General features: G+C 45.2%; 10 protein-coding genes. 9 read left to right on the forward strand and 1 reads right to left on the reverse strand.

Annotation, left to right across the window (positions count from 1 at the left end; genetic code table 11):
* Positions 1–117: 117 nt before the first annotated feature.
* The gene (locus L5L97_RS05660) at positions 118–2,823 is read right to left on the reverse strand and encodes an acetate--CoA ligase family protein (protein ID WP_263181390.1); all 2,706 of its coding nucleotides are present in this window, start codon (positions 2,821–2,823) and stop codon (positions 118–120) included.
* Positions 2,824–3,099: 276 nt separating this feature from the next.
* Between L5L97_RS05660 and L5L97_RS05665 the strand changes: the two genes are divergently transcribed.
* Genes L5L97_RS05665 through cheD form a run of 9 tightly spaced genes read left to right on the forward strand, consistent with a single transcriptional unit; the run spans position 3,100 to position 12,802 of the window.
* On the forward strand, positions 3,100–4,242 hold the full coding sequence (locus L5L97_RS05665) for a methyl-accepting chemotaxis protein (RefSeq protein ID WP_263148268.1): 1,143 nt from the start codon (positions 3,100–3,102) through the stop codon (positions 4,240–4,242).
* A gap of 14 nt (positions 4,243–4,256) precedes the next feature.
* Positions 4,257–4,541: an STAS domain-containing protein gene (locus L5L97_RS05670; RefSeq protein WP_028759900.1), complete on the forward strand. Its 285-nt coding sequence runs from the start codon at positions 4,257–4,259 to the stop codon at positions 4,539–4,541.
* Between the two features lie 8 nt (positions 4,542–4,549).
* On the forward strand, positions 4,550–6,283 hold the full coding sequence (locus tag L5L97_RS05675) for a SpoIIE family protein phosphatase (protein ID WP_263181391.1): 1,734 nt from the start codon (positions 4,550–4,552) through the stop codon (positions 6,281–6,283).
* A 3-nt stretch (positions 6,284–6,286) separates the two neighbouring features.
* Positions 6,287–6,652: a response regulator gene (locus tag L5L97_RS05680; RefSeq protein ID WP_028759902.1), complete on the forward strand. Its 366-nt coding sequence runs from the start codon at positions 6,287–6,289 to the stop codon at positions 6,650–6,652.
* A gap of 17 nt (positions 6,653–6,669) precedes the next feature.
* Positions 6,670–8,823: a chemotaxis protein CheA gene (locus tag L5L97_RS05685; RefSeq protein WP_263181392.1), complete on the forward strand. Its 2,154-nt coding sequence runs from the start codon at positions 6,670–6,672 to the stop codon at positions 8,821–8,823.
* Positions 8,824–8,833: 10 nt separating this feature from the next.
* Positions 8,834–9,346, forward strand: coding sequence for a chemotaxis protein CheW (locus L5L97_RS05690; protein ID WP_049821692.1), 513 nt, complete (start codon positions 8,834–8,836; stop codon positions 9,344–9,346).
* Between the two features lie 5 nt (positions 9,347–9,351).
* Entirely contained in the window at positions 9,352–11,349 is a 1,998-nt protein-coding gene (locus L5L97_RS05695; protein WP_198573197.1) for a methyl-accepting chemotaxis protein, read from the forward strand.
* Positions 11,350–12,195 (forward strand): CheR family methyltransferase, encoded by an 846-nt coding sequence (locus tag L5L97_RS05700; protein WP_028759906.1) that lies wholly within the window; start codon positions 11,350–11,352, stop codon positions 12,193–12,195.
* Positions 12,182–12,802, forward strand: coding sequence for a chemoreceptor glutamine deamidase CheD (gene cheD / locus L5L97_RS05705; protein ID WP_105252529.1), 621 nt, complete (start codon positions 12,182–12,184; stop codon positions 12,800–12,802). Before L5L97_RS05700 ends, cheD begins: the two co-directional genes overlap by 14 nt.
* The last annotated feature ends 2 nt before the right edge of the window (positions 12,803–12,804 follow it).

Below are 12,804 nucleotides of genomic sequence, written 5' to 3' on the forward strand. Positions count from 1 at the left end.
TGTCGATGTTTCAAGGCGTTAAGTATTAGCTCGGTCGCTATTTCGTCAAATAATCATTTACTTAGGATAACAAAACGCCGCAATGATTTGCGGCGTTTTTGTTCGTCTGGGTAGGTGCTATTGATCACTGGGCGGTTTTAAATCCATGTGCATTTTGATCAAATGCTCCTCCATATCGAAGGTCACTTTAAAACCGAGACTTTTGGCAAGACTGGCCATATTGCGATTCTCAAACATGGTAAAGCCTGTGAGCACGGGCGTGTCGTTGGCCTGATAATATTTGATCAATTTTTCGAGTAACAACTTTCCTAACCCTATACCTTGATGATCGCCACGCACCGCCATGGCAAACTCGGCCTCGGTATTATCAGGGTCGATGGACGCACGCACGGCACCTAAGGTGATGTCATCGCCATCGGGTCCCTTAGCCGTGGCGATAAAGGCCATCTCACGGGCGTAATCGATTTGAGTTAATACCGCCATTTCTTCATGGGTCATTTTCGAGCGCACCCCAAAATAACGTTTGTATCTGTCTTCATCGGATAGCGAATTATCGAAGGCCAAATGTTTAGGTTCATCTTCGGGCAAAATCGGCCTTAGCATTACCTTAAGGCCATTTTTTAGCTCGGCGAATTCTTCTAATTCCTTCGGATAGGGCATGATGGCCATCCGCGATGAACTGTCGGCATTGGCATCATGCAAACGGATATTCACATCGAGCAGAGTGATGTTTTCACCCGCGGCCAGTACTGGGTTTAAATCTAACGAGGCGATTTCAGGGCAATCGATAATAATATGGGATATTTGCGTTAACATCACGCACAGGGCATTCATGTCTAGACCCAGTGGTAAATGTCTGTCCTTTAACTTATGGGTCTTTAACGCTTGGATCACCATATAACGCGCCAGTGCCATATTCAGGGGTGGCAGGGCAACGGCAGCATCATTGGTGGGGTCCCATTCTGAGCCACCTTCGCCAAGGCAAATCGCCGGACCAAAGACGGGGTCGCTTATCACGGCCACGCGGATTTCTTGCGCGCCAGCGGTCAACGCCATTTTCTGCACTATCATGCCTTCAATAATGGCTTCGGGATTGGCTTGATGCACCCTCTGGGTAATCGCATTCGCGGCGTGGCGGATATCTTCAGCCGAGGTTAAATTGAGCATCACTCCGTGCACATCGGACTTATGCAAGATGTTAGGGGATTGCACTTTTAACGCTAAGGGATAGCCCGCTTCATTCGCAATGGCCACCGCTTCATCGGCATCTTTCACAAACCAAGTGTCTATGGTGTTAAGCCCATAAGCCCGCAAAATAGGGCTGGCCTCATGGGTTTCCAGTACTGATTTTCCTTTAGCTTGAGCCGCTTGCAGTAATTTGCGCGCCGTGAGGCTATCTGTCGGAATATTGTCGGGGATCGATTGCGGCACTTCTTGCAGCAGTTTTTGGTTACGACGGTATTCAACCATGTGCATAAAGGCACCCACAGCACCTTCGGGTGTACGGTAGGTGGATATGCCGCCCTTAGTGAAGCGTTTTCGTGCCTGATAAGCCGAGTCTTCACCGCTCCAGTTCGTCAAAATATTGAGGCGATTCTTTTTGGGATGCGCGTGGATCACACTCACCAAAGTATCAGCAATCTCAACACTTTCACCGAGTGCTGAAGGGGAGTGTAAGACCAAAATAGCATCAAGTTCATTGGAATCCATCAAGATAGTCAAAGCTTTAGCATATCGTGATGCGTTCGCATCACCAATAATATCGATGGGATTTTGCCTTGACCAAGTATTAGGTAACACCGCTTCTAATTTGGCTATGGTGTCTTCTGATAACTCCGCCAGTTTACCGCCGCGCATAATGAGTTCATCCACAGCTAACACCGCGGGGCCGCCACCATTACTGATAATTCCTAAGCGCTCACCTTGCAGCGGATTGGAATGCGCTAAACTTTCAACCGCGGCAAACAGTTCAATTAGATCGTTAACCCGTAACATACCTGCACGGCGAAACGCCGCTTCATACACTGCATCGTTACCGCCAACGCCGCCCGTATGTAATTTTGCAGCGCGGGCCCCTTCGGCGCTGCGGCCCGATTTAATCACTAGAATTGGCTTATTGCGTGAAGCGGCTCGAGCGGCCGAGAGGAAATGGCGCTTCTCATTCACCGAGTCGATATAAAGCATGATGGCGCTGGTGCGGCTATCGCGGCCAAGGTAATCGAGCAGTTCGTCAAAGTTAATGTCGGTGGCATCACCGAGGGAGATAAAGGAGGAAAAGCCAATACCTTTGTTATTGGCCCAATCGAGTACCGTTGTACAAATGGCGGCCGATTGAGACACAAAGGCTATTTTGCCCGGTAGGGCGCTGGCGTGGGCTAAGCTGGCGTTTAATCCCAATGGGGGTAATAGCATTCCTAAGCTATTTGGCCCCAGAATGCGCATCCCATAACGCTTAGCATTTTGCATGGCAAGGTCGAGCAGGCTCACACCATCTTCGTTAAATTCCTGTGCCATTCCCGCTGCCATAATAATGGCCACCTTACAGCCAAATTGCGCAAGGGTTTCAACGATGGCGGGCACACGGCAAGCGCGGGTACAAATAACCGCTAAATCGGGTTTGATGGGTAAGGCTTCAATATTGGGATAGGCGAGCACGCCCATCACTGCCCGATACTTAGGGGTGACTGGCATGATAGGCCCCGAAAAACCACTCGATAGTAGGTTTTTCATCAGCACATTACCCGCGCGTTTTTCGGTATTCGAAGCGCCGATAATAGCAACGGAAGTCGGTTTAAATAAGGAGTTTAATGTACGTTGACTCATAAGCGATTCCATCCCAATCCATGACGCTTCCAGTGTAACCTAGGGTATGAGGACTGCACAGTTAAGTTTCTGGTTCCATTAAGACAAGTTTATTAGCAAATCATGAATTTACGGCAATTTACTGAGAATTAGCGCTCAATGCTGAGGATTTATATCGCGATAACTGCATTTTCCGCATTGCGACACGTAACAATGTGAATAATTTCACTTTCGTGTTTGAAAATCACCCAATATGAAACTACTTTTTAATCACTGTACAATTATTGTGAAGTCCATATGACATACAAGGATGGGGTCGTTGCGGTGCTCGCGGCAGGCGTTGGATATGCGCTGAGTTTGATGACATTGTGGGCTATTGGTCCGGTTATTTCTGTTTTGATTATGTTGCTGTGGCAATTTTATCAGCACCAGCAAATGCAGTCAGTTCAACAGCATGATGATAAGTCCTTCAACAACCAACTTGCCGCGGATTGGCAAGCCCATATCAATCTGTATCAAGAGTCAATCACGACACTTAACGGCTGCGAGGCTAACATTGACAGTGTGCTAGCGGTGCAAGGTGACGCAGTCAATTTGCTCGGTGAGTCATTCGATGGTTTAGGGCGGTTAATGACGGAGCAGACAGGATTTATTTCAGATCTCGTTAAGAGTACTGATGATGCTGAGTTATTCCATTCAGATCAAATGAAGCAATTTGCCAACAATACCTCAATGACGTTAGAGCGCTTTATTCAATCCACCATAGAGATGTCGGCATCAACTATGGAGTTGTTGGAAAAAGTGAATCTCATCTACGAGTCTATGCCTCAAGCAATGAAAGCCTTGCAAGACATAGATCAAATCTCGTCCCAGACTAATTTGCTCGCTTTAAATGCGGCAATTGAAGCGGCGCGGGCGGGTGATGCGGGTAGAGGCTTTGCCGTTGTGGCAGATGAAGTGCGCGCTTTATCCACTCGTAGCGCAGGTTTTAGTGAAAGCATACAAAAACAGCTTAAATCAATTCAAATTCAGATTGAACAATTAACCGTACACGTGAGTAAAGTCGCCGCTCAAGATATGACTTATATTATTGATGCAAAAAAGGATATAGATACTGCACTAAGGCAGATTATCGTTAAAGCAGAGAAGGATTCTCAAGTGATTGAACGTATCGATTCATCGGCACATGAACTAGAACAAGCCATCTCGGATACTATTCGGGGATTGCAGTTCAGTGATATTACTTCCCAAAGCCTGATTTACACAAATCAGTCCCTAAACCATTTAAAAGAATCGCTCAATCGCGTCACCACTATGTCACAACAGGAGTTTGGCATTAAGGGTGATGACATCACAATACAAATGAGTCGCCGACGTCAGGAGACTCATAATCCCGTTTCAAGGGATCAAATTACCTGTGGTGAAATTGAACTCTTTTAATTAGGGATAACACAATGTCAAATATTAAAGTTATTTCATTGCCAGAGCGCTTTGACTTTTATTACCACAAGAAATTCACCAGTGATTATCAAGATATTTTAACGCTTCCAGAGGTTAACCATATTATTTTAGATTTTAGTCGAGTGCTTTACCTCGATAGTTCTGCTTTAGGCATGATGGTATTGCTGCATCGTAAGGCGCAGGAGTTACATATTTCTACGTCTGTAAAAGGTGCACATGGTCAGGCGAATGAAATCCTTAGTATTGCCAATATGCAGAAAATCTACATCATAGAGTAACACTCATTATGGTATCGCTTACTCAGCCGGAACATTTTATTTTAGTTATCGATGATGACGCTATTGCGAGTCAAAGGATAAGTGACTTTATTCATAGCAAAGGTTACAACGTCATTGTCTGTAGTGATCTAGAAGAAGGTTTATTTGAAATAACGCAAAATACGGTTGATTTAATTCTGATTAACTATTGGTTAAAGGATGGTACCGCACTGGCGTTACTGGACAAGTTAAATAAGGATAAAAAAGAAACACCTGTTATAGTCATGAGCGAGACAAAAGAAAATCAATCCGTATTAGCCTGTTTTAGAATGGGGGTTTTGGATTTTGTTGTTAAACCGATAAATGTTGAAATATTTTGGTACAAGGTTGAATGTTTACTTACCCGGGTGCAACTTCAGCATAAAGTAGAGCATCAAAGAATTGAACTTGAAAAAATGCTTTATGAAAAGGCCCGAGAAGAACACATGGCCCGGCATTTATTTGAGCACTTAGTCAATATTGATAATACTGACTTTGATTTTGTACATACTTATTGCCAAGCCAGTGCCAATTTTAGCGGTGATATTATCCTCAATGGCATAGCGCCTAATGGCAATTTCTTCTTAATTCTCGCCGATTCAACGGGTCATGGCCTGAGTGCAGCCATGCCCATCATGCGTGTTGCCAGCACATTTAGGGCCATGGTTTCAAAGGGATTTTCTTTAGTTACGTTTATTTATGAACTGAATGCTAAGCTCCACCGAGAAAACCCTGAAGACAGATTTGTTGCCTGTATTATTTTAGAAGCCGATTTTAATCGTAATAAATTACATATTTGGAATGGTGGTATGCCCCCCGTGTATATTCAAACGGGGGGGATTGACTGTTTAACAAACCACAATATTAAAGAAACTGACCATTCTCATTCAGTCAGTAATCAATCCATCGATAAATTTAAATCGACAAATATGGCCCTTGGTATTTTACCTCCGCATACTTTTATAGCGGATATTGTTACGGTTGATTTACCATCCCATGGGCATGCTTGCCTTTTTAGTGATGGTTTAATAGAGCAATATACTCATGACGGCAATCCATTTGGCATTGATAAGTTAAAAGATCTTTTTATCCATTTTTCAGGTGGTTTAATAAAATATTTAGAGAACAATATGCATGAGTACTGTTCTGCTGAAAATATTGCCGATGACATCACAATTTGTACCTTAGATTTTGAACGATTAAACACTTGGCATCAAGATCGTGATGTCAATCGTATTAAAGCCATTATGGATGGTGAGTTCTGCTGGGATGTCAGTATTGCAGGGCCTATGTTACTCAGCGCTGATTATTTAAGTTCATTGAATCAGTTTCTCAGTATATTGGGATTTGCGACCAATTTCTGTCAACGGGTTTTTACTGTTGTCGCAGAGTTATTTAGCAACGCTATTGATCATGGTGTACTAAAATTAGATTCTCGACTAAAAAATGATCCAGAAGGCTTCGAACTGTACCATAGTATTAGGGACAGTTTTGCAGATAGGCTCACGGAAAATGATTGGGTAAAAGTGAGCATCATCTGGCGTTCATCGCAGGATGAATTACATATTAGCGTGGCTGACAGTGGCAAAGGCTTTGAGGGTGATGAAAATTTGATGGCGGACATTCCTCAGTTGTCTGGGCGCGGTCTATCGCTGGTGAAAACATTATCTAAGACATACGAATTAGTACCGCCAGGGAATATAACTAAAGTCATAATGGAATAGCGCATGAGTAAAAGAATATTAATTGTTGATGATTCCGCAGCGATTCGACAAATGGTCGAAGCGACCCTTAAATCGGCTAATTATCAAGTGGTACTGGCCAAAGATGGTCGAGAAGCCCTCGATATCTGTAATGGGCAGAGATTTGACTTCATTCTGACAGACCAAAACATGCCTCGAATGGATGGGCTGACCTTAATTAAATCCTTACGTGCTATGTCGGCATTTATGCGTACGCCGATCATTATGCTCACCACGGAAGCGGGCGATGACATGAAAGCCCAAGGGAAAGCCGCGGGTGCGACGGGATGGATGGTAAAACCCTTTGATCCTCAAAAGTTGTTGGCTATTACGGCTAAAGTGCTGGGTTAACTGCAACGGGGTGCGCTATGTCCATCAATATGGCCGAGTTCCATCAGGTCTTTTTTGAAGAAAGTCATGAACATCTTGAAAATATGGAACAATTGCTATTGGCATTGGACCTTGCTTCTCCCGATCCTGAAGAACTGAACACCATTTTCCGTGCTGCACATTCTATAAAAGGCGGCAGTGGTATTTTTGGTTTTACCGCATTAACCAGTGTCACCCATGTGATGGAAAACCTGCTGGATAAAACGCGTAAGGGTAACTTCCAATTAACGTCATCTATTATCGATTTACTGCTGAGTACTGTGGACACGTTATCCCATATCTTGAGCTTGTACCGCGAAGAAGAGCAGATTGATTGGCAGGAGGTTGAATACAGTAAAAGTCAGTTGGTCGCAGCGTTAAATGGTGAGCCTTTTAGTTCATCAGTTGCGATACGTAATGGTACAGACGCCGCTAGCACTCCCATCATAAATGCAACACTCACCGCAGCAGTGGCGGCAGAAGATCTGGGTTTTGGATTTTTTGAAGATGAAATGGCACGTGATATTGCCATCGAAGGTGAAGACTTTGGATTTTTTGATGAGGCTTATCAAGCGGAAGACATCAGCGCTGACAGTGTGGCAAATAATAAAGAGTGTATTGCTGAGCTGTGTGATGTGACAATTGACGATGATGAGTTAGGCTTTGGTTTTTTTGAAGCATTAACGCCAGAATCCTTCGCTAATGAAATCGAGTTATTAAGTTCAAAACCGCTAGTGCAGAAGGTTTATAAGCCAGCGACCACTCGAGCACATCAAGCCAAGGAAACTGGAAGTAGCCAATCCAAAAACATCTTATTTAAAGCCAAAGCGACTGAGTCCACCGCACCTGATTCAACCGTGCCCACGAGTCCTTCTGTGAAAGCAAGCTCGCCTGCAATACTGAGTTCAAACGCAACATCAAACTCATCCGTTGCCCCAAAGCCCAATACCACAGAGGTGAAAACAGCGACTAAAAAATCAGCAACGCCGGCTCAGGATGCCACCTTAAGGGTCGAAACCTCTAAGATAGATACTTTGGTTAATCTCGCGGGCGAGCTGGTGATCACTCAGTCCATGTTGACCCTCATTGGTAACGAGATGACGGGCGATTTAGGTGAGCGACTCAAGACCGCACTCAATGAATTGGAACGTAATACCCGTGAAATGCAAGAGGCAGTGATGTCGGTGCGTATGCTGCCGGTATCTTTTGTGTTTAACCGTTTCAACCGTTTAGTGAGGGACCTTTCTGAGCAACTGGGTAAAAACGTCAATCTCGTGATTGAAGGTGGCAACACAGAAATTGATAAGGGAATGATTGAAAAGCTCGTCGATCCGCTGACCCACTTAGTGCGCAATAGTTTAGATCACGGTATCGAAAAACCTGAAAAACGGCTCGCAGCGGGTAAATCCGAAGTGGGCGTGTTATCCCTTAAAGCCAGTCAAAGGGGCGGTAATATCGTTATCGCTGTGCACGATAACGGTGCAGGTTTACACCGTGAGCGCATTATTCAAAAGGCGCGGGAAAACGGTTTGCAAGTGGCTGATAACAGTAGCGACAAGCAAATTTGGCAATTGATTTTTGCCGCAGGATTTTCAACTGCGGAGGAAGTCACGGATGTGTCTGGCCGTGGTGTCGGTATGGATGTGGTGCGCCGTAATATTGAAGCCTTAGGCGGACGCATTGATATTGAGTCCACTGAGGGCCAAGGCTCAACCTTTGAAATCCAGTTGCCACTCACGCTCGCCATTGTCGATGGTATGACGGTTTCTGTGGGAAATCAGATCTACATTCTGCCCTTAGTGCACATCATAGAATCTATTCAGCCGCAAACGGAACAACTTAAATTTCTCGCCAAAGAAAGACTCTTAAAAGTACGTGAAGAGTACTTACCTCTGCTCAATCTTTATCAGCTGATGGAAATTGAGCCCAATGCCCGCTGCCCAGAAGAGGGCATAGTCGTATTGCTCGAAAGCAACCACAAGCGCTTTGGCCTGTGCGTTGATGCCTTAGTTGGCCAGCAGCAAGTGGTGATTAAAAGTCTTGAAAAACATTATCGCAGGATCCCCGGAGTTTCCGGCGCCACCATCATGGGCGATGGTAGCGTCGCGTTGATCCTCGATGTCGAATCGCTCGCTCTGCACATTAAAAATTAAGGAAATAGCCATGGAGAGTCGATCAACTATGACCGCCAAAGTGGAATACAACGCCCATGATGAGGTGGAGTTTTTAAGCTTTATGTTAGGCGAAGAGCACTACGCCCTTGACATTATGTCCGTCAAAGAAATTCGCGGTTATGAGTCGGTCACTAAAATCGCCAACGCCCCCAGTTTTATAAAAGGCGTGATTAATTTGCGCGGTGACATAGTGCCCATAGTGGATTTGCGGATGAAATTTGCTGTTGGAACCGCCACTTATAACGAGTTCACTATCGTTATTATGCTCAACGTGTTTGAACGTATAGTCGGCATAGTGGTCGATGCCGTCTCCGATGTGATTAAGCTGTCGGCGGAGGAAATCTTACCCGCCCCAGAATTTGGGGTGGCGTTCGATAGCCGCTACCTCAAAGGCTTAGCCACGGTCGAGGATAAGATGATCATTTTAGTAAATATTCAGGCTCTGATCAGCAGTGATGAGCTGGGTCTAATTGATGCAAATAGTCTGACTGATCAGGAGTAACAATAATGAGTATTTTCAATTTTTTTGGCAATGATGAGGCGCGTGAGCAAAGGGATGAAGAGCGTCAGCGCTATTTTCAGCTACTTGATAACAGTGGCAACAGCTTTATGATCGCTGACAGTCAGCGCAATATTATTTATGCGAATAAAGCCGTCGTCCGTTTACTGCAAGAGGCAGAGGACGATATTCGTAAAGAGTTACCTCAGTTCTCGGTTGCCAAACTGATCGGCAGTAATATCGACATTTTCCATAAAAATCCTGCACATCAGCGCAATTTATTAGAACGTCTAACCCAATCCCATACCGCGCAAATCACCATAGGCAAACGTACCTTTAGGTTGATTCTGACGCCGATTATCACCGCTGAAAATAAGCATTTAGGCACAGGTGTTGAGTGGATAGACCGCACCGAAAGTATCGAAGCCGAGCGAGCAACCCAGCGCATCCTCGAAGCGCTCAATAATACCAGTACCAACGTCATGATAGCCGATGCTAACCGTACGATCATTTATATGAATCGCTCGGTCGAAACTATGTTGCGCCATTCTGAAAGTGAGATCAGACAAGCCTTACCGCATTTTTCCGTGGATAAAATCCTCGGCAGCTCGATGGATATCTTCCACCGCAATCCTGCCCACCAAGCAAGTTTACTCGATAAATTAGACCGTAAATATGAATCGCTTATTAAGGTCGCGAGTTGCCACTTTCGTTTAACCGCTAGCCCCATAGTGTCTAAAGAAGGTGAGCGCTTAGGGACTGTGGTTGAATGGCTCGACCGCACCATTGAAGTCCAAACTGAGCAGGAAATTTCCCGCATAGTCACAGCCGCAGCGGCAGGTGATTTCTCCCAAAGGGCGGAAACAGATGGCAAGCAAGGTTTCTTTTTAATGCTGGCGAACAATTTAAACTCGTTAATTGAAACCTCGGAACGTGGATTGCAAGATGTGGCGCGTGTGCTGATGGCGCTAGCGGATGGCGATTTGACCACTCGCATTTATAACGATTATGAAGGCACCTTTGATGATTTGAAAAATTACTCAAATCAAACTGCTGAAAAGTTATCCTTCATGATCCAAGATATTCAACGAGCTGCGGATACCATCAATACCGCTTCGGCAGAAATAGCCCAAGGTAACGCAGATTTATCCAGCCGCACCGAAGAGCAAGCTTCGAGCCTAGAGCAAACCTCGGCCAGCATGGAGGAACTCACAGGTACAGTGAAACTCAATGCGGATAACGCCAGTCAAGCCAATGCCTTAGCCTCTAAAGCGGCTGAAGTCGCAGTGGATGGCGGTGAGCTTATCCAGCAAGTCGTCCAGACCATGGCATCGATTAATGAATCGGCGCGTAAGATTGCCGACATTATTGGTGTTATCGATGGCATTGCTTTCCAAACCAATATCTTAGCGCTCAATGCTGCGGTTGAAGCGGCGCGGGCGGGCGAACAAGGCCGCGGCTTTGCTGTAGTCGCATCAGAAGTGCGCAGCTTAGCCCAACGCTCGGCCAATGCCGCTAAAGATATCAAGGCATTGATATCGGATTCCGTGTCTAAAATCGAGAGTGGCAACAGCCTTGTCGGTAAGTCCGGCGATACCATGAAGGAAATTGTCATCGCCATTAAACGGGTGAACGACATCATGGCGGAAATTGCCTCAGCCTCTAATGAGCAGGCCATCGGTATCGATGAGATCAGCAAAGCCGTAGTGCAAATGGATGAAATGACGCAACAAAATGCGGCATTGGTTGAAGAAGCGGCCGCTGCAGCGGAAAGCATGCAATCCCAAGCGCAGCAACTCTCAGACAGTGTTGCCAGTTTTCGCGTGGACGACGAAGATGAAGCCCCAAGACGCAGCAACGCGAGATTAGCGGCGCCCAAAGCGAAGGCGATGAAACCCATCAAACAGCAGCTTCAACCTATGGTAAGAGCCAGAGTGACAGAGAAACCTAAAACCAATGCGATGAAGCCCATTAAGCAAGATCAAGATGAATGGGAAGAGTTTTAATTGAGTGAAAACAAACCATTGGAACGAGAGTTTGCCTATACCTCGGTGCACTTTAATACCGCGAGGACGACGCTGTACCGCTTAGCGGGGATCAAACTCGCCGATAGCAAGGATGCTATGGTGTATAGCCGTTTAGTGCGGCGGATCAGAACATTGAAATTAGCCGGATTTTCGGCTTATTTTGAGTATCTGTTAAGCCATGAAAACGAACACCAAGAATTTATCAATGCGTTAACCACTAATCAAACAGCATTTTTTCGGGAGCCACATCACTTTGAGGTGTTAAAACAGTATTTAATCGATAACCCAGATACCCGCAGGATCTGGTGTGCTGCCAGTAGCACAGGGGAAGAACCTTACTCGATTGCGATTGTCGTCGCTGAACATTTCAACAGTTTTAAAACACCTATCGAGATCATTGCTTCCGATATCGACAGCGGCGTGCTTAAAAAGGCTGAAATGGGCATTTATCCCTTAGATCGTATTGATACTGTCAGCGATATCCGTAAGAAACGTTTTTTTCACCGTGGAAGGGGTTCACAGTTGGGTAATGTGCGCGTTGTGCCCGAATTAAAGCAGATGCTCAAGTTTACCCGCATCAATTTACTCGATTCTTTTTGGCCGCTAAAAACACCAATCGATGTGATTTTTTGCCGTAATGTAATGATTTATTTTGATAAAGAAACACAGGAAGTCATATTAAAACACATGATGAACTCCCTTAGTGAGGATGGGCTTTATATTGCGGGACATTCGGAAAATTTTAATATGTTCCCGCAAATCATCACTGCCGTTGGTCAAACAACCTATCGGCCAGTGAAGGGGCTCATGAGTGCTAAAACCTAATATCGAATATGCTATTGCAGAGCCGAATCGCTATCACGATCATCATTTTGGTTGCGATGCGGTAAAAATATTACCCGGCGAGTATTTTGCAACCCGTGAAGATACCATGATAGTGACAGTATTAGGCTCCTGCGTCTCAGTGTGCTTGTATGACCCTAAGCTCAAAATTGGTGGAATGAATCACTTTTTATTGCCAAGTGACAATAGTAATTGTACTGGGGTGCTCGCCGATTCAGCCCGTTACGGCGTGTATGCCATGGAGTTGTTAATCAACGACTTGCTCAAGCTTGGCGCACAGCGCAACTCACTCGAAGCTAAGGTGTTTGGGGGCGGCAATATGTTACGCAGTTTTACTGTGCACAACATTGGTGAGCGTAATGCTGAGTTTGTGATTGAATACCTCAATCTTGAAAATATCCCTATCGTTGCTGCCGATTTACTCGATGTGTATCCGCGCAAAGTGTATTTTTTCCCCCATTCGGGCAAAGTGAAAGTCCGCAAAATTAAATCCATGCATAACAGCACAATTCTTGACAGGGAAAGTGAGTACCGTTTACGGGTTCGTAATTTACCTTCGGGCGGCGACGTTGAACTATTTGGTGATTAAGT

Origin of the sequence: Shewanella sp. SM71, from assembly GCF_025653905.1 — a bacterium.
In the GTDB taxonomy this organism is placed as follows: Bacteria; Pseudomonadota; Gammaproteobacteria; order Enterobacterales; family Shewanellaceae; genus Shewanella; species Shewanella oncorhynchi.